We start from the raw sequence: 21,521 nt of genomic DNA, 5'->3' as shown, positions 1-21,521 counted from the left end.
CCGGGTCGGACGGCCCCCGTACCGCCAGGTCCGAATCCCGCGAGCCACCGGCCCTGAGCTGCGGGCATCATCGGTGGCGTGGAGTTGGACTTCGAACGGTGCTACCGGGCCGTGGACAGCCGTGACCAGCGCTTCGACGGCTGGTTCTACACCGGCGTGACCTCGACCGGGATCTACTGCCGGCCGTCCTGCCCGGCGATGACGCCGAAGCGGCAGAACGTCCGGTTCTTCCCGTCCGCCGCCGCCGCGCAGGGCGCCGGGCTGCGGGCCTGCCGCCGCTGCCGTCCGGACGCCGCGCCCGGCTCGCCCCAGTGGGACGTCCGGGCCGACGTGGTGGGGCGGGCGATGCGGCTGATCGCCGACGGGGTGGTGGACCGGGACGGCGTGCCGGGGCTGGCCGGGCGGCTCGGCTACACCGAACGGCACCTGCACCGGATGCTCCGCGCCGAACTGGGCGCCGGCCCGCTGGCGCTGGCCCGGGCGCAGCGCGCGCAGACCGCCCGCACGCTGATCGAGACGACCGAACTGGGCATGGCCGAGATCGCCTTCGCGGCCGGCTTCGGCAGCGTGCGACAGTTCAACGACACCGTCCGCGAGGTCTACGGCACCGCCCCGTCCGAGCTGCGCACGCTGCCGGGACGCCGTCCGGCGGCCGGTGGCGCGGGGACGATCACGCTGCGGCTGGCGTACCGGCCGCCGCTGCACGCCGCCGCGCTGCTGGACTTCCTCGCCGTCCGCGCGCTGCCCGGGGTGGAGGAGGTGCGCGACGGGACGTACCGCCGGGGGTTGCGGCTGCCGCACGGCCCGGCGGAGGTGGCGCTCACCCCGGTCGACGGGCACGTCTGCGCGACGCTGCACCTGGCCGACATGCGGGACCTGGCCCCGGCGGTGGCCCGCTGCCGCCGCCTGCTCGACCTCGACGCCGACCCGGAGGCCGTGGACGCCACCCTGGCCGCCGACCCCGCGCTCGCCCCGGCGGTCCGGGCCGAGCCCGGGGTACGCCTGCCCCGCGCCGTCGACGGCTTCGAGATGGCCGTCCGCGCGATCGTGGGCCAGCAGGTCTCGGTCCGCTCCGCCCGCACCACCCTCACCCGCCTCCTCCAGACCGCCCACCCCACCCCCACCCCCGACCTCCGCCCTGTTGATCAAGAAGTTCTGGTCCACGAGAGCGCTTCCCCAGGCCACGAACCTCTTGATCGACAAGACGAGGGGTGGGGCGGTGGGGCGCAGGCAGGGGGTGGGTTGCGGGGGTTTCTGACGGCCGCGGAGGTGGCGGGGTTGCCGGATGCGGCGTTCGGGATGCCTGGGGGGCGGCGGGAGACGCTCCGGGCGCTGGCCCGGGCGGTCGTCGACGGGGAGATCGTGCTCGACCCGGGTGGGGACCGGCAGGAGACCGTACGGCGGCTGCTCGCGGTGCCCGGGATCGGGGCGTGGACGGCGGGCTACGTGGCGATGCGCGCGCTCGGCGACCCGGACGTCTTCCTCCCCACCGACCTGGCGGTACGCCGGGGCGGCGCCGCCCTCGGCCTGCCCGACGACCCGAAGACCCTCGAACCGTACGCCGACCGCTGGCGCCCCTGGCGCTCGTACGCGGTGATCCGACTCTGGAGAGCAGCATGACCATCGACAGCACCGTCATCGACACCCCGACCGGCCCGCTGAGCGTCCTGGCCGGCCTCGACGGGGCGGTACGCGCCGCCGGCTTCACGCCGGACCCCGTGACCCTGCTCCCCCTCGTCCACCCGAGCCTGCGCGGCGAGATCCGTCACCGGCCGGACCTCGGGCCGGTCAGCCGGGCCGTCACGTCCTACCTGGACGGTGACCTGACCGCGATCGACGACGTGCCGGTGCACCAGCACACCGGCGGCATGTTCATGGCGCACGCCTGGCAGGTGCTGCGCGACGTGAAGGCCGGCGAGCCGGTGACCTACACCGCGTACGCCGCGCTGGCCGGGCGGCCCGCCGCGGTCCGCGCCGCCGCCGCGGCCTGTGCCCGCAACGCCGCCGCCCTCTTCGTCCCCTGCCACCGGGTGCTGCGCACCGACGGCACGCTCGGCGGCTACCGCTGGGGCCTGGCCGTGAAGACGTGGCTGCTCGACCACGAGCGGCACAGTGACGGCAAGCTGACACCGGCAGCGCTCCCGATTGACGCTACCGTCGGGTAGTGCCTGCGCAGCGCGACGGCGACCCCGAGGAACGGGTCGACGGCGGCTCGCGCCCGCTGCGCAACCTCTGGCGGCTGCGCCCCTACCTGCGCCCGTACACGGCCGAGTTCTGCTGGCTGCTGCTGGCGGCGCTGGCGGCCACCGCGGCCAGCCTGGCCGTCCCGCTGGTGACGCAGCGGGTGGTCGACGGGCCGGTCGCCGACCGCGACGTCGCCGGCCTGTTCCGCCTCGGCGGCCTGGCCCTGTTGCTCGGGCTCGCCGAGGCGGTGCTGATCTTCATCCGGCGGTGGACGCAGTCCTCCTCCTCGGTCGGCATGGAGGCGGCGATCCGCGCCGACGTCTACGCCCACCTGCAACGCCTGCCGGCCGGGTTCCACGACCGGTGGCAGTCCGGCCAACTGCTCTCCCGGGTCACCAGCGACCTGTCGGTGATCCGCCGGTTCCTCTCCTTCGGCCTGCTCTTCCTGGTGCTCAACCTGATCACCTACCTGGCCGTGGTGGTGCTGCTGATCCGGCTGCACGGGCCGCTTGGCCTGCTGGTGGCCGCCAGCGCCGTGCCGCTGTTCCTGATCAGCCGCAGGTTCGCCCGGCACTACCACGCGGCGGCCCGGCGGATGCAGGACCAGCAGGGCGACGTGGCCACGCTGGTCGAGGAGACCGCCCAGGGGCTGCGCACCATGAAGGCGTACGGGCGGGGGCCGGAACTGGCCGGCCGGTTCGCCGCCCGGGCACGGGCGCTGCACGACACCGGAGTCGGCAAGGCGCGACTGCTCGCGCGCACCTCGGCGCTGTTCGACCTGGTGCCCAACCTGACCCTCGGCGTGGTGCTGGTGGGCGGCGCCGCCCTGGTCGCCCGGGGCACGCTCACCGTCGGCGAACTGGTCGCCTTCGTCAGCCTCCAGCTCATGCTGATCTGGCCGGTGCAGTCGCTCGGCTGGATCATCGCCAACGGGCAGGAGGCGGCGACCGCCGCCGACCGGATCCAGGAGGTGCTGGACACCCCGCCCGCCATCGTGGACGCGCCGCACGCCGTCGCGCTCGACCGGGACGCCGTGCGGGGTCGGCTGCGCTTCGAGGGCGTCTCGTTCCGCTACCCGGGCAGCGGTGAGCCGGTGCTGCGGGAGATCGAGCTGACCGTCGAGCCGGGCGAGACGCTGGCCCTGGTCGGCGCGACCGGCGCCGGCAAGAGCACCCTGCTCTCCCTCGTCCCGCGGCTGCACGAGGTGACCGGCGGCCGGATCACCCTGGACGGTCACGACCTGCGCGACCTGCGGCTGGCCTCGCTGCGCCGGCTGGTCGGGGTGGCCTTCGAGGAGCCGACCCTGTTCTCCATGTCGGTCTGGGAGAACCTCACCCTGGGCCACCCCGACGCCGGTGAGGACGAGGTCCGGGCGGCGCTCGCGCTGGCCCGGGCCGACTTCGCGTACGAGCTGCCGTGGGGGCTGGCCACCCGGGTCGGTGAGCAGGGGCTGTCGCTCTCCGGCGGGCAGCGGCAGCGGCTGGCGCTGGCCCGGGCGGTGCTCGGCCGGCCGGCGCTGCTCGTCCTCGACGACCCGCTCTCCGCGCTGGACGTGCACACCGAGGCGCTGGTCGAGGCCGCGCTGCGGCGGGTGCTGCGGGACACCACCGCGCTGCTGGTGGTGCACCGGCCGTCGACCGTCGCGCTGGCCGACCGGGTCGCGCTGCTCGACGGCGGACGGATCACCGCCGTCGGTCGCCACTCCGACCTGCTGGCCACCGTGCCGGCGTACCGGGCGCTGCTCTCCGCCGGGCCGACGGCCGAACACGGCCTGGTGCGGTAGTGACACCCCCGGTACCCCGCCCCCGCGCCGGCACCTCCGACCACCTGACCCGCTGGCGGGGCCGGGCCACCGACCCGGACGCCGACCGAAGCCGCGCCGAGGACACCGCACCGGAGGCGGTGGCCCGGCTGCGCGTCCGCAGCCGGGTCCTGCTGCGCAGCCTGCTGCGCCCGCACCGGCGACGGCTGGCCCTGGCGGTGGTCCTGCTGCTCGTGCAGAACGCCGCCGCGATGTCCGGGCCGTACCTCGTCATGCTCGGCATCGACCGGGCCGTCGCGCCGCTGCGGACCGGCGACGCGGGCCCGCTCGCGGCCGTCGCCGGCGCGTTCGCCGTCGCCGCCCTCGCCGAGTACGCGGCCCGGCGCGGCTTCCTCACCCTCTCCGCCCGGATCGGCCAGGCCGTCCTGCTGGAGCTGCGCCGGCGGGTGTACGGCCACTTCCTCGTCCTGTCGGTCGGCTTCCACGAGCGCTACACCTCCGGTCGGGTGATCTCCCGGCTCACCAGCGACCTCGACTCCATCGCCGAACTGGTCGACGGGGGCATCGACAGCCTGGTGACCGCCGCGCTGACCGTGGTGTCGGTGGCCGCCGTGCTGCTCTGGCTGGACATGCCGCTGGCCGCGGTGACCCTGCTGGCGTTCCCGTTCCTGTTCCTGCTGTCCCGCTGGTTCGCCCGCGCCTCGGCCGACGCGTGGCGGCACAGCCGGGAGGCGGCGGCGCTGGTGATCGTCCACTTCGTGGAGTCGCTGCGGGGCATCCGGGCCGTGCAGGCGTTCCGCCGGGAGCCGCGCAACCAGCAGATCTTCGGGGCGGTCAACGACGAGTACCGGCGCGCCAACCTGCGCGCGTTCCGGCTGATCGCGACGTACTCCCCGGGGATCAAGGTGGTCGGCAACGTCACCGTGGCGGTGGTGCTCGGCTACGGCGGCTGGCGGGTCCTCGGCGGCGCCACCGAGGTGGGGGTGCTCGCCGCCTTCCTGCTCTACCTGCGGCGGTTCTTCGAGCCGATGCAGGAGCTCAGCCAGTTCTACAACTCGTTGCAGTCGGCGACGGCGGCGCTGGAGAAGCTGGCCGGGGTGCTGGACGAACCGCCCGGGGTGCCGGAGCCGGTCCGGCCGGTGCCGCTGCCGCCCGGGCCGGGCCGCGGGGCGGTGGAGTTCCGGTCCGTCTCCTTCGGCTACCGCGCCGGCACCCCGATCCTCACCGCGCTGGACCTGCGGGTGCCGGCCGGGCAGACGGTCGCGCTGATCGGCCCGACCGGCGCCGGCAAGTCCACCGTCGCCAAGCTGCTGGCCCGCTTCCACGACCCGGACGGCGGCACGGTGGAGCTGGACGGGGTCGACCTGCGCGACCTGGCCGACGCCGAGCTGCGCCGCGCGGTGGTGCTGGTGACCCAGGAGAACCACCTGTTCAGCGGCACGGTGGCGGAGAACATCCGGTTCGGCCGTCCCACCGCCGACGACGCGGCGGTGGAGGCCGCCGCGCGGGCCATCGGCGCGCACGACTTCATCGCCGCCCTCCCCGACGGGTACGCCACCGAGGTGCACCGGCGCGGCGGCCGGCTCTCCGCCGGGCAGCGGCAGCTCGTCGCGTTCGCCCGCGCCTTCCTGGCCGACCCCCGGGTGCTGATCCTGGACGAGGCGACGTCGTCGCTGGACGTGCCGACCGAGCGGCTGGTGCAGCGGGCGCTCGCCACCGTGCTGCGGGACCGCACCGCGCTGGTCATCGCGCACCGGCTCTCCACCGTGGAGACCGCCGACCGGGTGCTGGTCCTCGACTCCGGCCGGGTGGTGGAGGACGGCCCGCCGGCCCGGCTCGTCACCGCCGGCGGCCGGTACGCCGCCCTGCACCGGCAGTGGCGCGACTCGCTCGTCTAATGTCTCGCCCTTTAGCGCTAATCGGGCGATCCGTCGGCTCCGGGAATTGCGGTTGCGGGAATCACTCGCACGGGGAGAAATTTGCAACAACTCCCGCCAGCTGCGCAGCCCGCGATGCCTCCTATCTGACATCGAAATCTATCGACTGAATTGCGCCTGCGGGAGATCCTTGTACGCGGTAAGTCAATTGGCCTTACCGCAGTCAAGGAGAACGGGGATGGCCGCATGAAACTGAAATCGCTCACGAGCGTCGCAGTAATGATCGTGGCATTGTTCGGCGGAACCGTGGCCGCGGCTTCGCCGGCCAACGCCGCCACCACACCGCCGGGTACCGCGCAGGGGGCCGTGCGACTCACCCCTTCGGACCTGTCGACCAAGGCGGTGACGCCGATCATCTCGTGGGCCAACAGCCGGTACGTCACGGCAAGACTCAGCCAGACCAGTGCAGCGCTACAGGCTCGCGCCAGTGCTGAGAGCAGCTGGGAACAGTACCAGTCCTACGGCCTGTCCGATGGTTCCTGGGCGATTCAATCGCTGGCCAACGGCCTCTTCGTCACCGCGAGGATAAGCCAGACCGATGCGCCGCTACAGGCTCGCGCCGCCAGCATCTCTGGCTGGGAAAATTCAGCATCCCCTACCTCTGACGATTCGGGCGGCACAGGATCTGGCAACCGCACGCCCTACCGGGGCGGTCAGTTGACCGCCCCGGTAGGGCCGTCAGGTTAAGCGGGGCGGCTTGCTGCGCGACCTCCGGATAGACTGCCGCTCGTCGATCGGTCGAGCCGTCAGCCGCAGTGCCGGCCCGGCGGGACGGGCCGGTCGGGCACCGCCGAACTACACGGGGAGGTTACGGCGTGCGGATCCGACGACGGATGGTTGTCGCGGCAGCATTGGTGATCAGCACGGTCGGCGCGACGACGGTCGCGCTGAGCCGGGAGGAGGACGGCGGCCCGCCGGTCGCCACGGCGGCGACGGGCGAGTGGTCCGCGGAGGCCGCGGCCGAATCGGCGGACGTGTCGCCGCGCGCGGCGACGGACGGTGCCCGCGAACGGGCCGCCGCGCCACGCTCCACGGCGGACACCCGGCCGGTGAAGGCCACCCCCCGGCCAGCGTCGGAGGTGGCGAAGGCGGCCCCCGCGTCGGTGGGCTACCTCGCCGAGCGGTACCGGCTCCCGCAGGGCGAGGCGGCCCGGCGGGTGGCGTTGCAGGAGATCTCCGCGCCGCTCGCCGCCACCCTCGCCGACCGGTTCCCCGACGGGTACGCCGGGATGTGGCTGGACCAGGCCGCCGGCGGCGTCCTGACCATCGCCGCCACCGACCCGGCCCCGATCCGGCAGGCGGTCGCCGCGATGCCGGACGCCGCGCACATGACGGTGGTTCCCGCGCGCCATTCGCTGCGCCGGCTCACGGGGACGGCCGCTGAACTGGCCGCGACCCTCGGGGTGGAGGCCGGAACGGACGTGGTGGTCGACGAGCAGGCCAACGAGGTCGTGGTGCTCACCGGCGACCGGGTCGCCGCCGACGACCCCCGGCTCGCCGGGGCGCGTGACGGGGCCGGGGCACCGGTCCGCGTCCAGCCACGCCGGTCCGGGCCGACGGTGCCGAAGGCGTGCGACCCGCGCTACTGCGCCCAGGCCCCGATGCGCGGCGGCATCCGGCTGGACGTCCCCCGGGACAACGGCACGGTCGGCGGCTGCACCAGCGGCTTCAACGTCCGGGCGCGCTCCGGGCGGTACTACGTGCTGACCGCCGGGCACTGCGTGGCCAGCGGCACCCACACCCACGTCGACCGGACCTGGCACCAGTTCCTCGGGCCCAAGGTGCCGGTGAACATCGAGTCCACCAGCCCGGTGCTGGCCGAGTACGACGGCACCCTCCCGTACGACTACGCGCTGCTGCCGTACCAGGAGGGCGCATTCACCCGGTGGGCGTACCCGAAGCGCACCCAGGGAGCGAGCCTGGTCAACTACTGGTGCGTGACGGACAACCCGGCCTGCGCCACCAGGGGCAGCCGCGACGTGAAGATCACCGGCGTCACGCCGTACAGCGCGGTGGTGATCGGCTCGATCGTCTGCGCCACCGGCTCGGCGTACACGCCGAAGGCGGGCGAGGTGTACGTCGACTCCGGGGCGGGCGCCGGGTACGTCCCGGGCACCCGCTGCGGCCAGGTCATCGGCAAGGCCGGCGGCATCAGTGTGCAGATCTGCGCCCGGCCCGGCGACAGCGGCGGCCCGCTGTTCACCGAGTCCGACGGCCGGGCGCTGGGCATCCTCAGCGACGGTGACCCGGGCAGCGGCCCGTGCACCAACGCGGCCGAGAAGAACCACTACGCGCCGGTCTCCCTCATCCTGGACCGGGCCAACGCCCGCACCGGCCTGGGCTTCCAGATCGCCACCCAGGGTCCGCTGCTCACCCCGATCGGCTCCTCGACGCGGTAGCGACGACGCGACAATTCGGTGGCGCGGGCCGGTCGGCTGCCTAGGATCGGACGATGACCGACACGGCGAGGACGGCCCGCGCCGGCGTCCCCGAACGTCCCACCCTGGACGGCATCGAGGAGACCTGGGCGCGCCGCTGGCAGGAGGAGGGCACGTACGCGTTCGACCGCGCGAAGCAGCGTTCGGACGTGTACTCGATCGACACCCCGCCGCCGACGGTATCGGGCGAGCTGCACATGGGGCACGTCTTCTCGTACACGCACACCGACACGGTGGCCCGCTTCCAGCGGATGCGCGGCCGCACGGTCTTCTACCCGATGGGCTGGGACGACAACGGCCTGCCCACCGAACGTCGGGTGCAGAACGTCTACGGGGTGCGCTGCGACCCGGCCCTGCCGTACGACCCGCACTGGCAGCCGCCGGCCACCCCGGTCACCGAGGACGCCCGCAAGAGCCCCACCTCGATCTCCCGGCGCAACTTCGTGGCACTGTGCGAGACGCTGACCGCCGAGGACGAGCAGGTCTTCGAGGCGCTGTGGCGGCGGCTCGGGCTGTCGGTGGACTGGTCGCTGACGTACACGACGATCGGGCGGGCGGCCCGGGCCACCTCGCAGCGGATGTTCCTGCGGAACCTGGCCCGGGGCGAGGCGTACCAGGCGGAGGCGCCGACCCTCTGGGACGTCGGCTTCGCCACCGCCGTGGCCCAGGCCGAACTGGAGGACCGGGAGCGGCCGGGGGCGTACCACCGGCTGCGGTTCACCGGGCCGGGCGGGCGCGAGGTGCTGATCGACACCACCCGCCCGGAGCTGCTGCCGGCCTGCGTGGCGCTGGTCTGCCACCCCGACGACGAACGGTACGCGGACCTGGTGGGCGCGGTCGTGCGTACCCCGGTCCTCGGGGTCGAGGTGCCGGTGCGCGCGCACCCGCTGGCGGTCCCGGCCAAGGGCACCGGCATCGCGATGGTCTGCACCTTCGGTGACCTGACCGACGTGACCTGGTGGCGGGAGCTGGACCTGGCGACCCGGGTGGTGATCGGCCGGGACGGGCGGCTGCTGCCGGAGCCGCCGGCCGGCGTGCCGGCGGAGCCCTACGCGGCGCTGGCCGGGCAGACGGTCAACGGCGCCCGGCGGACGCTGGTGGCGATGCTGGCCGACGCGGGCGACCTGGTGGGCGAGCCACGCCCGATCACCCACCCGGTGAAGTTCTACGAACGCGGCGACCGGCCACTGGAGATCGTCTCGACCCGGCAGTGGTACCTGCGCAACGGCGGCCGGGACGCCGGGCTGCGGGCGGAACTGCTGGCCCGGGGCGCCGAGCTGCGCTGGGTGCCGGAGCACATGAAGCACCGGTACGACCACTGGGTGGGCGGGTTGACCGGTGACTGGCTGGTCAGCCGGCAGCGCTTCTTCGGCGTGCCGGTGCCGGTGTGGTACCGGCTCGACGACACTGGCGAGCCGGACTACGCCCACCCTCTCACACCGGACGAGGCCACGCTGCCGGTCGATCCGTCCAGCGAGCCGCCGCCCGGATTCTCCGAGGAGCAGCGCGGCGTGCCGGGCGGCTTCGTCGGCGACCCGGACGTCCTGGACACCTGGGCCACCTCGTCGCTGACCCCGCAGATCGTCGGCGGGTGGGAGTCCGACCCGGACCTGTTCGCCCGGGTCTTCCCGATGGACCTGCGCCCGCAGGGCCAGGAGATCATCCGCACCTGGCTCTTCTCCACCGTGGTCCGTGCCCACCTGGAGCACGGGGTGCTGCCCTGGCGGGGCGCGGTCCTGTCCGGCTGGATCCTCGACCCGGACCGCAAGAAGATGTCGAAGTCCAAGGGGAACGTGGTCACCCCGATGGCCCTGCTGGAGCAGCACGGCTCGGACGCGGTCCGCTACTGGGCGGCCAACGGCCGACCCGGGATGGACCTGGCCTTCGACGCCGCGCAGATCAAGGTGGGGCGGCGGCTCGCGACGAAGCTGCTCAACGCGTCGAAGTTCGCCCTCGGGCTGGGCGCCGCCGACGCGTTGCGCGCCCCGGCGACCGCGCCACTGGACACCGCGATGCTCGCCGAGTTGGCCACCGTGGTCGAGGTGGCCACGGCGGCGTTCGACTCCTACGACCACACGGCGGCGTTGCAGGCCACGGAGGCGTTCTTCTGGCGGTTCTGCGACGACTACATCGAACTGGTGAAGGAGCGCGCCTACGGCGCCGGGCCGGGGGCGGACTCGGCCCGGGCGGCGCTGGCCACCGCGCTCTCGGTGCAGTTGCGGCTCTTCGCCCCGGTGCTGCCGTACGTGACCGAGGAGGTCTGGTCCTGGTGGCGGTACGGCTCGGTGCACCGGGCCACCTGGCCCACCACGTACGAGGTGCGGCGGGCGATCACCGGCACCGGTGACCCGGGGCTGCTACGGCTGGCCTCGGACGCGCTGAGCCAGGTGCGCCGGGCCAAGTCGGAGCGAAAGCTGTCGATGAAGGCGGAGGTGCCGCTGGCCGAGGCGCTGGGCCCGGCGGCGCTGTTGGACCAGCTCACCCTGATCGCCGACGACCTGCGCGCCGCCGGACGCATCGGCAAGCTCGACCTGCTCCCCGACCGCACCCCCGAACTGGTCGTCGCCTGCGCCTTCTGACCCCCTCCCCTCCCCCTCCCCCATCCCCCTCCCCCCGCGCACTTTGAGAGCGCACTTTCAGAGAAAGAGTGGCTATCCGGCGAGGAATAGCCACTCTTTCTCTGTATTTGCGCCCCGAGGGTGGGGGCGGGGTGGGGAGGGGTGGGTGGAGGTCAGCTGGTTTCGCCGGCGATGCTGAAGGAGCGGAGGCGGTCGACGGCGAGGGCGGTGAAGCCGACCGCGACCAGGCCGGTCAGCACGGCGGCCACCGGGACGGAGACCGTCGTGGAGAGCAGGTCGGTCGGGGCGCTCCGGTCGGCCAACGCGATCACCCACTGCTGGATCGACAGCACCCGCGTGCCGCTGACGAACCGGCCCAGCAACCCCTCCCAGATCAGCACGTAGACCAGCCCGAGCAGCACCGGCCGCCGGGTGAGCAGGCTCATCGCCAGGAACAGCGCCGAGTACGCCAGCGCGCCCAGCGCGGAGGCGGCGGCGAGCGCCCCGCCGAGGCGTACCGAATCGGCGAGCAGGCCCGCGACGAAGATCGGCACGGCGACGGTGGCCGCGCTGACCCCGGTCGCCACCGCGAGCTTCGGCAGCACGATCTGCCAGCGGGGCAGCGGCTTGGTGAGGACGTGCACCACCGTCCCGTCGTCGATCTCGGCACCGAGCACGCCGGTGCCGACGACCAGCGCCACCACCGGCAGCACCACGGCCAGGCCGAGGCCGACCAGCACCGGCGGCCCCCAGTCGGCCGGCGCCACCCCCAGCGACCGGCAGAGCACGGCGAGCGCCACCAGCACCGCCGGCAGCGGCAGCAGCATCAGGAAACGACGGCGGCCGAACAGCCCGCGCGCGGTGATCCAGGTAACGGTCGACACGGCTCTCAGCCCTCCAGCAGGTAGGAGAAGACGCTCTCCAGGGACTCGTCCTCGGGCAGCAGCCGCCGGACCCGGATGCCGTGGGCCAGCGCGACCTTCGGCAGCGCACGGGTGAACGCGCCGTAGTCGCCGGCCTTCACGGTCAGCCCGGTACGGTCCAGTTCGACCCCGGTGACCGAGGGCTCGGCCATCAGCGCCACGGCCAGCGCCCGGTCGTCGGTGGAGCGGACCGCGAACACGTGCGGCCGGTTGGTCATCAGCCGCCGGATGGTGCGGAAATCGCCCGAGGCGGCGAGCCGGCCGGCGACCATCACCTGCACCGTGCCGGAGACCTGCTCGACCTCCTCCAGGATGTGCGAGCTGAACAGGATGGTCCGGCCGGCGTCCCCGAGCGAGTGCAGCAGCGTCATCATGTGCAGCCGCTGCCGCGGGTCCATCCCGTTGAACGGCTCGTCGAGCAGCAGCACCTGCGGGTCGTGCACCAGCGCCGCGGCGACCCGCGCCCGCTGCCGCATGCCCTTGGAGTACGTGCCGATCCGCCGGTCCTGCGCCCCCTCCAACTCGACCAGGGCGATCGCCCGACGGGCCGCCGCTGCCGGGTCGGGCAGCCGGTGCAGCTTCGCGCTGGCCAGCACGAACTCGTACGCGGTGAGGAAGGTGTGCACCGCCTCCCGCTCACTGACCAGCCCGAGCCGGCGGTACACCGACGGGTTGCGCCAGGTCGGCTCCCCGTCCAGGGTCACCGTGCCCCGGGACGGGGCGAGGAAGCCGGCCATCATGTGCAGCAGGGTGGTCTTGCCGGCGCCGTTGGGGCCGAGCAGTCCGGTCACCCCGGGCCCCAGCCGCATGCTGACGTCGTTGACGGCCACCACATTGCCGTACCAGCGGGAGACGCCGGCGAGGTCCAGGGTGCTGGTGGTGACGGCCGGGGCGGCCTCGGCGCTGATCGTGGTCATCGGGCGGCCACCTTCCGGTATCGCAGCAGCAGCAGGGTGACGCAGGCGGCCACGAGCAGCCCCGCGCCGAGGACGTAGACCGGCCCGAACCCGCCGATCAGCCGGTCCACCTCGGACGCGGGCACCAGCAGGTCACCGAGGAGGAACAGGCCGACCCCCTGCACCAGGGTGGACGGCGAGGCGAGCAGGGCCAGCTCGTTGACCGTGGCCGACGGCAGGATCGACAGGGTGCCGACGATCGGGGTGGTCATCAGGAAGACCGCCACGATGCCCCCGGCGGCGAACGCCCGCTTGCCGGTGAGCGAGGCGACCAGCAGCCCGACCGAGGCGAAGACCACCGCCCAGAGACCGGCGTAGAGCAGCGCCGGCAGCAGGTCGAGCAGTTCGTCGCGGACCCCGCGCAGGCCGGCGTCGGTGGTGAACGCGGCACCGAGGAACATCACCAGCTGCGGCCCGCCGAGCAGCAGCCACAACCCGGTGACCAGGGCCAGCAGCTTGGCCGTCGCGTAGTCGCCACGCGGCAGCGGCCGGGAGAAGTACAACGGCAGCACCCCGCTGCGCAGGTCGCGGGAGACCAGCTCCGGAGCGGCGACCGCGACGAAGAAGATGACCAGCCAGCTCATCGAGTCGGCGAACTGGGCGTACGTCATCACCACCTGGCCGATCTGGCTGCGTACCGCGGTGACCCCGGCCGCCACCAGGGTGACGATGCCGACCACCAGCCAGGGGAAGATCTTGGCCTTGGCGCTGCGGCCCAGGCCGAAGACGGTCCGCAGGCCGTGCAGGTAGAGCGCGCCGAACACGTGCCGGCGACCCAGCCGGGGGCCGGTGTAGCGCTGGTAGCCGATGTCGTGGATGACGCCGGTCGGCTCAGACATGGCTGGGCTCCCTCGGGGTGAACAGCTCGGCCACCCGGTGCCGTCGCTGGTCCAGCCGGTGCAGCGGCAGGTCCAGGTCGGCGACCGCGCCGAGGATCAGGTCGTAGGTGGCCTCGTCGGCGAGCGGGACGAGCAGCAGCCGGCCGTCGGTGTCCACCGGCAGGTCGAGCGCCGCGAGCCGGGCGGCCAGCAGCTCCGTACCCTCGCTGACCTCGACGGCGAGCACGTCGGTGGCGGAGGTCATCGCGGCGATCGGTCCGGCGCGCAGCAGCCGGCCGCCGTCGATGGCGACCAGGGTGTCGCAGATCCGCTCGACCTCGCCGAGCAGGTGCGAGCAGACCAGCACGGAGATGCCGAACTCGGTGCCGATCCGGTGCACCAGGGCGAGCATGTCGTCCCGGCCGGCGGGGTCGAGGCCGTTGGTCGGCTCGTCCAGCAGCAGCAGGTCCGGGTCGTGCACCAGGGCCTGGGCGAGCTTCACCCGCTGCTTCATGCCGGTGGAGTAGCCGCCGACGGCGCGGTGCCGCTCCTCGTGCAGCCCGACGTGGCGCAGCGCCTCGGAGGCCCGCTCCCGGGCCGCCGTCCGCGGCAGGCCGCTGATCCGGCCGAGGTGGGTGACCAGCTCGGCGGCGGTGAGGTCGGGCGGGAGCGCGTCGTGCTCCGGCATGTAGCCGACCCGGGCCCGAACGGCGGCCGGGTCGGTGGTGGGGTCGAGGCCGAGCACGGAGACCCGCCCGCTGGTCGGGGCGAGCAGCCCCAGCAGGATCTTGATCAGGGTGGACTTCCCGGCGCCGTTGGCGCCGACCAGCCCGATGATGCCCGGCTCGACCGCGACGGTCAGGTCGGCCAGCGCGGTGACGCGGCCCCCGTACGTCTTGGTCAGCGACTCGGTCGCGATCAGTGTCACGACCGCCAGCGTAGGAAGTCGGGACCCCGGGAGGTATCGGGAATCGCCCGGGTCGGCCCCTGATACCCGTCCGGGGGAAGCCGGTAAGGCTTTCGTAAGGCCGCCGACCGGTCCCCGGGTGACCGCGTCCGGCCAGACTGGACGGCATGCTCACCCGTCTGCTGCGTACTCCCCTGGCCTGGGTCGCCGTCGCCGTCCTCGCCGTCGGGGCGGCGGTCGGCCTGTACTGGTTCCAGCCGTGGAAGGCGGTCACCGACACCCGGGTCAGCGAACAGCTCTCCGACGTGACGGTGGAGACGCCGTCGGTCGGGCCCGCGCCGACGGGGGGCGCGGGCCCGGCCACCCCGGCGCCGCCGGCCGGGCCGACCCTGGTCAGCCGGGGCGAGTTCGTCACCCACGAGCACGACACCTCGGGCGCCGCCCGGATCGTGCGGGCCGCCGACGGCAGCCACCGGCTGGAACTGGTCGGGCTCGACACCTCCAACGGACCCGACCTGCGGGTCTGGCTGAGCGACCAGCCGGTGCGCACCGGCCGCGCCGGGTGGGACGTCTTCGACGACGGGCGGTGGGTCGAGCTGGGCCGACTGAAGGGCAACCGGGGCGATCAGGCGTACGACATCCCCGCCGGAACCGACCTGGCCCGGCTGACCAGCGTCTCGATCTGGTGCAAGCGCTTCTCGGTCTCCTTCGGCGCCGCCCCGCTGGCCCCGACGGGCTGACCGACGCCCACCCTCGGCGCGCGGGAGTGGAGTGGCGCTCTCGACCGATCGCCGGTCGGCTGCGAAACTGTGTGCCGGTCAGCGAGTGAGGGGTACGGATGAGCAACGGGTGGGTGCTGCCCGACGAGGTGCTTCGGGACGCGCCGGCGTACACGCCGCGCCCGGGCGAGCTGGCCGATCTGGAGTTGTTGCTGACCGGCGCGTACGCCCCGCTGACCGGTTTCATGACCCGCGCCGACCTGGTCTCGTTGCAGCGCCGGGGCCGGCTCGCCGACGGCACCCCGTGGCCGGTGCCGGTGACCCTCCAGGTGCCGGCGACGCTGGCCGCCGGGCTGGACCCGGCCGACCCGGGCCGCCGCACGCTGGTGCTCAGCGACGGCGAGGGCGCGCCGGTGGCCGCGCTGGAGGTCGTCGACGTGTGGCCGGCCCGCGAGGGCGTGACCGGGGTGGGCGGCCGGGTCCGCCGGCTCGGCGACGGTGGGCACGGCCCGTTCCAGCGGCTGCGCCGCACGCCGGAGGAGGTCCGCGGGCTGCTGCCCCCGGGCCGGGTGCTCGGGGTGATCGCGGACCGGCCGCTGCACCGCCCCCAGCTGGCCCAGATCGCGCACGCCGCCCGCACCCTGGGCGCGCACCTGCTGGTGATGATCCCGGTGGCCGAGGACGGCCACGGCGGCCTGCCGTCGGAGGCGCTGGTCCGGGCGGTCTTCGCCGCCCGTGACCGGATGCCCCCGGCGACCCTGGTCGCGGTGCCGATGCCGCGTCGCCGCGACGAGATCAGCGACGCCCTGCTGCGGGCCCGGATCTCCGCCGCGTACGGGGTGACCCACCTGCTCTCCACCGGCGAGATGCTCTCCGGCGCGGGGCTGCGGGTGCTGGTCCCCCGCGAGCTGGCCTACGACAACCGGGACGGGCAGTGGCGCTGGCGGGAGGACATCCCGCCACGCAACCGGCGCCTGGCGTTGAGCCAGGAGGAGATCGAGGACCTGCTGGACCGGGGCTTCCCGCTGCCCGAGTGGCACACCCCGCCGGCGGTGGCCAAGGAGCTGAGCCGGGCCCGGCCGCCGCGCCGGCACCGGGGCCTGGTGGTCTTCCTCACCGGGCTCTCCGGTTCGGGCAAGTCGACGATCGCGCGGGGCCTGGCGGACCTGCTGCGTGAACAGGGCGACCGGACGGTGACCCTGCTCGACGGGGATGTGGTGCGCCGGGAACTCTCGGCCGGGCTGGGTTTCAGCAAGGCCGACCGGGACGCCAACGTACGCCGGATCGGTTGGGTGGCCGCCGAGATCGCCCGGCATCGCGGCGTCGGCATCTGCTGCCCGATCGCCCCGTACGCCCAGGCGCGGCAGACCGCCCGGGAGATGGCGTTGGCCGCCGGGGCGGGCTTCGTGCTGGTGCACGTGGCCACCCCGCTGGAGGTCTGCGAGCAGCGTGACCGCAAGGGCCTGTACGCCCGCGCCCGCGCCGGCCTGCTCACCGGGATGACCGGCATCGACGACCCGTACGAGGAGCCGACGGACGCCGACCTGGTGATCGACACCACCGGCCTCGATGTCGAGGAGGCGGTGCAGTCGGTGATGAACCTGCTCACCGAGACCGGCTGGGTGGAGCCCCGCCTCCAGTCCACCTGATTCCCCGGGGGGTTCGCCTTCCGTCGCTGACGCCTGCGCGCTAGTGTTCGCTCTTGTTGGAACACGTTCGAGCGCGTGAGAGTGCGCGGGAGCCGGAGGTGCGGCGGATGCTGGCGCGACAGCGACAGGCGGCCATCCTCGACCGGGTCCGCGCGACGGGCGGCGTACGCGTCAGCGAGCTGTCCGTCGAGTTCGGCGTCTCCGACATGACCATCCGGCGCGACCTGGACGTCCTGCACGAGCAGGGTCTGCTCGCCAAGGTGCACGGCGGGGCCACCGTCGCCGGCCCCGGCTCCACCGACGAGCCCGGCTTCCACGCCAAGTCGGTGCGCCAGCTCGCCGAGAAGGCCGCCATCGCCGCCCGGGCCGCGGAGCTGGTCCGCCCCGGGGCCGCGATCGCCCTCTCCGCCGGCACCACCACCGCCGAGCTGGCCCGGCGTCTGGTCGACGTACCCGGCCTGACCGTGGTGACCAACTCGCTGCCGGTGGCCGAGATCCTGCACTCCGGCGGTCGCCCCGACCAGACCGTGGTGCTCACCGGGGGCGTCCGCACCCCGTCCGACGCGCTGGTCGGCCCGCTGGCCGTGGACGCGATCCGCTCGCTCCACCTGGACCTGCTCTTCCTCGGCGTGCACGGGATCAGCGCACGGGCCGGCTTCACCACCCCGAACCTGATGGAGGCGGAGACCGACCGCGCCCTGGTGGCCGCCGCCGACCGGCTGGTCGTCCTCGCCGACCACACCAAGTGGGAGACCGTCGGCATCTCCTCGATCGTCGGCCTGGCCGCCGCCGACGTGCTGGTCACCGACGACCGGCTGACGCCCGAGGCGCGCCGGGTACTCGACGAGCACGTGGGCGAGCTGGTGATCGTGCCGGGCACGGAGGGAGCGCAGTGAAGCGTACGGCGATCGAGCTGGCGGACGGCCGCGAGCTGATCTACTTCGACGAGCGGGACGACGCGCTCCGCGACCAGCCCGACCGGCGTGAGCTGCCGCCGCCCCCGCCGGCCTCCCAGCTCCGGTACGACCCGCTGACCGACGAGTGGGTGGCGGTCGCCGTGCACCGGCAGACCCGGACGTTCCTGCCGCCGGCCGACCAGTGCCCGCTCTGCCCCTCCCGGGACGACCGGCTCAGCGAGATCCCCGCCCCCGACTACGACGTGGCGGTCTTCGAGAACCGTTTCCCGTCGCTGAGCCAGCGGGTCGCCGAGGAACCGGCGGAGATCACCCGGTTCACCCCGGTCCGGCCGGGCCGGGGCCGCTGCGAGGTGGTCTGCTTCACCGACGACCACCACGCCTCCTTCGCCGGGCTGCCGCCGCACCGGGTCCGCACCGTGCTGGACGCGCTGGCCGACCGGACGCTGGCGCTGAGCGAGCTGCCCGGGGTGGAGCAGGTGTTCTGCTTCGAGAACCGGGGCGTGGAGATCGGGGTGACCCTGCACCACCCGCACGGGCAGATCTACGCGTACCCCTTCCTCACCCCCCGCACCCGGTCGCTGCTGGCCGCCGCCCGCCGGCACACCGAACGCACCGGCGGGGGCAACCTCTACGCCGACGTGCTCGCCGCCGAACGCGCCGCCGGGGACCGGGTCGTCGCGGCCAACGAGCACTGGACGGCGTACGTCCCGGCGGCCGCCCGCTGGCCGTTCGAGGTGCACGTGGCGCCGCACCGGCCGGTGCCGGACATCCCGGCGCTCGACGACGCCGAGCGGGACGCCTTCGGCCCGCTCTACCTGGACGTGCTGCGCCGCTTCGACGGGCTCTTCGACCTGCCGATGCCGTACATCGCCGCCTGGCACCAGGCGCCGGTCCACGTCGACCGGGAGTTGGGGCACCTGCACCTGCAGCTGTTCAGCATCCGGCGGGCCCGGGACAAGCTGAAGTACCTCGCCGGCTCGGAGTCGGGCATGGGCGTCTTCATCAACGACATCGCGCCCGAGCGGGCGGCGGAACTGCTCCGCGCCGGCTGACCCGCCGATCCGCAGCACGCGGCAGTGGCCGGGAGACAGGGCGCGGGGGGCCCGGGACAGGGCCCCCCGCAGGGAAGGGACGGCTGGCTGTGCACGACAGCCGGGAAGGCTGGCTGGTCGGCACTCGTGCCGCGAGGTGACCGCGGTCAACCTTCCTGGACGCGACTGGCACCACGTCCACCCAGTTCAACGACCTGGCCCTCCCCCGGTGACGGAGCGCCACCGTCACCGGGCCGCCCACCCGCCCACCCGCCCGCGCGACGTCCGACGCGCGGGCGTGACGCGCTCGAAGATCGTGCTCGATCCTGGCTGTAGGGGCATCCACCGCGCCCCGAGGCCACTACATCCAGGATCCTGCGTCCACACGACGCGGCCCCGCCACGACGCGGCCCGGGTACGACGGAGCCCGGGTACGACGGAGCCCGCCGGCGCGGGGCCGGCGGGCTCGGTCGGTGCGCGGGAATCAGGCGCCGAGCTTGCGGGCCAGGTTCTCGTCGAGCGCGTTCATGAACTCGTCGGTGGTCAGCCACGGGGCGTCGCGCGAGATGAGCAGCGCGAGGTCCTTGGTCATCTGGCCGCCCTCGACGGTGTCGATGATGACCTGCTCCAGGGTGTTGGCGAACTCGGTGACCGCCGGGGTGCCGTCCAGCTTGCCCCGGTGGGCCAGGCCCCGGGTCCAGGCGTAGATCGAGGCGATCGGGTTGGTCGAGGTCTTCTCGCCCTTCTGGTACTGCCGGTAGTGCCGGGTGACGGTGCCGTGCGCCGCCTCGGCCTCGACCGTACGGCCGTCCGGGGTCATCAGCACGGAGGTCATCAGGCCGAGCGAGCCGAAGCCCTGCGCGACGGTGTCGGACTGCACGTCACCGTCGTAGTTCTTGCAGGCCCAGACGAAGCCACCCTCCCACTTGAGCGCGGCGGCGACCATGTCGTCGATGAGCCGGTGCTCGTAGGTGATGCCGGCGGCCTCGAACTCCGAGGAGAACTCGTTCTCGAACACCTCGGCGAAGATGTCCTTGAAGCGGCCGTCGTACGCCTTGAGGATGGTGTTCTTGGTCGACAGGTAGACCGGGTAGCCGCGGTCCAGGCCGTAACGCATGGAGGCCCGGGCGAAGTCCCGGATCGAGTCGTCGAAGTTGTACATGCCCATGGCGACGCCGCCGCCGGGGAAGTTGGCGACCTCCATCTCCATCGGGGCGCCGCCGTCGGCCGGCTGGTAGGTGATGGTCACCGTGCCCGGGCCGGGGACGACGAAGTCGGTGGCCTTGTACTGGTCACCGTGGGCGTGCCGGCCGATGATGATCGGCTTGGTCCAGCCGGGGACCAGCCGCGGCACGTTGGACATGATGATCGGCTCACGGAAGACGACGCCGCCGAGGATGTTGCGGATGGTGCCGTTCGGCGACCGCCACATCTTCTTCAGGCCGAACTCCTCGACCCGGGCCTCGTCCGGGGTGATGGTGGCGCACTTGACGCCCACGCCGTGCTGCTTGATGGCGTTGGCGGCGTCAACGGTGACCTGGTCGTCGGTCTCGTCGCGGTACTGGATCGACAGGTCGTAGTAGTGCAGGTCGACGTCGAGGTAGGGCAGGATCAGCTGCTCCCGGATCTGCTTCCAGATGATCCGGGTCATCTCGTCGCCGTCGAGCTCCACGACCGGGTTGTTTACCTTGATCTTCGCCATCGGCCGGCGCTCCTCTCGGGGGACACGTGCTCAAGCAGTACGAGCGTACTGGAAACGGGCCGGCACCCCCCAGCCGGCCTCGGCAGGTGGGATGACCGGGGGCCGGCGCGGGAGATCACTGGCATCATCGGCCGATGCCACTGAGCCGCACCCTCGGGTCTATCACGGTCACCGCCCTCACCGACGGCGAGGGGGCGTTCTTCGAGCCCCGCAGCGCGGCGTTCCCGGACGCCACCGACGCGCACTGGCGCGAGGCGGACCGGCGTGACCCCGGGGCGGTCACCGCCGACGGGCAGTGGTGGCTGCCGTTCCGCAGTTTCGCGCTGCGCGCCGGGGACGGGCCGGCGACCCTGGTCGACGCGGGCATCGGCCCGGCCGACTCCCCGGCGGCGAGCTGGGCGCCGGTGCCGGGACGGCTGCCGGACGAGTTGGCCGCCGCCGGCATCGACCCGGGCGACGTCCGCACCGTGGTCCTCACCCACCTGCACAGCGACCACATCGGCTGGGCGGTGACCGGCACGCCGGGCCGGCCGTGGTTCCCGAACGCCGACTACGTGGTGCAGCGGGCGGAGCTGGCCGCGATGGAGTCGATCAACCCGGGGCTGCCGGCCGGCCTGGTCGCCCCGTTGCGCGCCGCCGGCCAGCTCCGCGTGGTCGACGGCGACACCGACCTCACCCCGGGGGTACGGGTGCTGAGCACGCCCGGACACACCCCCGGCCACCAGTCCGTGCTGGTCGACACCGGCGACGAGCGCCTGCTGCTCACCGGCGACCTGCTGGTGCACATGGTGCAGCTGGTCGCCCCCGACCTGGCGTACGCCCACGAGCAGGACCCGGCCACGGCCCGCACCTCCCGGACGACCCTCCTGCGCACCCTCACCGCCTCCCCCACCCCCACGAGCAGGACCCGGCCACGGCCCGCACCTCCCGGACGACCCTCCTGCGCACCCTCACCGCCTCCCCCACCCCCACCCTCCTGGCCACCCCCCACCTGTCCACCCCCTTCACCCCGCTCTAACC

The 21,521-nt window shown here is 73.7% G+C and carries 17 protein-coding genes; 12 read left to right on the top strand and 5 right to left on the bottom strand.

Annotated features, from left to right (window positions below):
- Window positions 1-78 precede the first annotated feature (78 nt).
- From ACPFP2_RS24405 to valS, 7 genes are all read left to right on the top strand, one after another.
- Window positions 79-1,620, top strand: coding sequence for a DNA-3-methyladenine glycosylase 2 family protein (locus ACPFP2_RS24405; protein ID WP_424091770.1), 1,542 nt, complete (start codon window positions 79-81; stop codon window positions 1,618-1,620).
- The gene (locus ACPFP2_RS24400; RefSeq protein ID WP_424091769.1) at window positions 1,617-2,165 is read left to right on the top strand and encodes a methylated-DNA--[protein]-cysteine S-methyltransferase; all 549 of its coding nucleotides are present in this window, start codon (window positions 1,617-1,619) and stop codon (window positions 2,163-2,165) included. Before ACPFP2_RS24405 ends, ACPFP2_RS24400 begins: the two co-directional genes overlap by 4 nt.
- The gene (locus tag ACPFP2_RS24395; RefSeq protein WP_424091767.1) at window positions 2,165-3,967 is read left to right on the top strand and encodes an ABC transporter ATP-binding protein; all 1,803 of its coding nucleotides are present in this window, start codon (window positions 2,165-2,167) and stop codon (window positions 3,965-3,967) included. Before ACPFP2_RS24400 ends, ACPFP2_RS24395 begins: the two co-directional genes overlap by 1 nt.
- Window positions 3,967-5,844, top strand: coding sequence for an ABC transporter ATP-binding protein (locus ACPFP2_RS24390; protein ID WP_424091765.1), 1,878 nt, complete (start codon window positions 3,967-3,969; stop codon window positions 5,842-5,844). Before ACPFP2_RS24395 ends, ACPFP2_RS24390 begins: the two co-directional genes overlap by 1 nt.
- A gap of 225 nt (window positions 5,845-6,069) precedes the next feature.
- The gene (locus ACPFP2_RS24385) at window positions 6,070-6,570 is read left to right on the top strand and encodes a fascin domain-containing protein (protein ID WP_424091764.1); all 501 of its coding nucleotides are present in this window, start codon (window positions 6,070-6,072) and stop codon (window positions 6,568-6,570) included.
- A 128-nt stretch (window positions 6,571-6,698) separates the two neighbouring features.
- On the top strand, window positions 6,699-8,282 hold the full coding sequence (locus ACPFP2_RS24380) for a trypsin-like peptidase domain-containing protein (protein WP_424091762.1): 1,584 nt from the start codon (window positions 6,699-6,701) through the stop codon (window positions 8,280-8,282).
- A 53-nt stretch (window positions 8,283-8,335) separates the two neighbouring features.
- A complete protein-coding gene (valS, locus tag ACPFP2_RS24375; protein ID WP_424091761.1) occupies window positions 8,336-10,900 on the top strand; it encodes a valine--tRNA ligase in 2,565 nt (854 codons plus the stop codon).
- A 152-nt stretch (window positions 10,901-11,052) separates the two neighbouring features.
- Here the strand turns inward: valS and ACPFP2_RS24370 are convergent, their stop codons facing one another.
- Genes ACPFP2_RS24370 through ACPFP2_RS24355 form a run of 4 tightly spaced genes read right to left on the bottom strand, consistent with a single transcriptional unit; the run spans window position 11,053 to window position 14,504 of the window.
- Complete coding sequence (locus ACPFP2_RS24370; protein ID WP_424091759.1) at window positions 11,053-11,763, bottom strand: ABC transporter permease subunit; 711 nt, start codon at window positions 11,761-11,763, stop codon at window positions 11,053-11,055.
- A 5-nt stretch (window positions 11,764-11,768) separates the two neighbouring features.
- Window positions 11,769-12,719: an ABC transporter ATP-binding protein gene (locus ACPFP2_RS24365; RefSeq protein WP_424091757.1), complete on the bottom strand. Its 951-nt coding sequence runs from the start codon at window positions 12,717-12,719 to the stop codon at window positions 11,769-11,771.
- Window positions 12,716-13,597 carry an ABC transporter permease gene (locus ACPFP2_RS24360; protein WP_424091755.1) on the bottom strand — a complete coding sequence of 294 codons (882 nt, stop codon included), beginning with the start codon at window positions 13,595-13,597 and terminating at the stop codon, window positions 12,716-12,718. The genes ACPFP2_RS24365 and ACPFP2_RS24360 overlap by 4 nt, the downstream gene beginning before the upstream one ends.
- Window positions 13,590-14,504, bottom strand: coding sequence for an ABC transporter ATP-binding protein (locus tag ACPFP2_RS24355; RefSeq protein WP_424091753.1), 915 nt, complete (start codon window positions 14,502-14,504; stop codon window positions 13,590-13,592). The genes ACPFP2_RS24360 and ACPFP2_RS24355 overlap by 8 nt, the downstream gene beginning before the upstream one ends.
- 146 nt (window positions 14,505-14,650) lie before the next feature.
- On the opposite strand from ACPFP2_RS24355, the gene ACPFP2_RS24350 reads away from it, so the two are divergent.
- The 4 genes from ACPFP2_RS24350 to galT all read left to right on the top strand — a co-directional run bounded on the left by ACPFP2_RS24350 (window position 14,651) and on the right by galT (window position 18,820).
- Window positions 14,651-15,223, top strand: a complete 573-nt coding sequence (locus ACPFP2_RS24350; RefSeq protein WP_424091751.1) for a DM13 domain-containing protein — start codon at window positions 14,651-14,653, stop codon at window positions 15,221-15,223.
- Between the two features lie 98 nt (window positions 15,224-15,321).
- A complete protein-coding gene (cysC, locus tag ACPFP2_RS24345; RefSeq protein ID WP_424091749.1) occupies window positions 15,322-16,851 on the top strand; it encodes an adenylyl-sulfate kinase in 1,530 nt (509 codons plus the stop codon).
- Window positions 16,852-16,958: 107 nt separating this feature from the next.
- A complete protein-coding gene (locus ACPFP2_RS24340) occupies window positions 16,959-17,747 on the top strand; it encodes a DeoR/GlpR family DNA-binding transcription regulator (RefSeq protein WP_424091747.1) in 789 nt (262 codons plus the stop codon).
- Window positions 17,744-18,820: a galactose-1-phosphate uridylyltransferase gene (gene galT, locus ACPFP2_RS24335; RefSeq protein WP_424091745.1), complete on the top strand. Its 1,077-nt coding sequence runs from the start codon at window positions 17,744-17,746 to the stop codon at window positions 18,818-18,820. Before ACPFP2_RS24340 ends, galT begins: the two co-directional genes overlap by 4 nt.
- 463 nt (window positions 18,821-19,283) lie before the next feature.
- Here galT and ACPFP2_RS24330 read toward each other — a convergent pair whose 3' ends face one another.
- Window positions 19,284-20,501, bottom strand: a complete 1,218-nt coding sequence (locus ACPFP2_RS24330) for an NADP-dependent isocitrate dehydrogenase (protein ID WP_424091743.1) — start codon at window positions 20,499-20,501, stop codon at window positions 19,284-19,286.
- Window positions 20,502-20,635: 134 nt separating this feature from the next.
- On the opposite strand from ACPFP2_RS24330, the gene ACPFP2_RS24325 reads away from it, so the two are divergent.
- The coding region (locus ACPFP2_RS24325; protein ID WP_424091742.1) for an MBL fold metallo-hydrolase at window positions 20,636-21,521 on the top strand (886 nt) is incomplete at its 3' end.

Source organism: Micromonospora citrea, assembly GCF_049629545.1.
Lineage (GTDB): Bacteria > Actinomycetota > Actinomycetes > Mycobacteriales > Micromonosporaceae > Micromonospora > Micromonospora citrea_A.
This window is presented reverse-complemented; position numbering and strand designations above follow the sequence as displayed.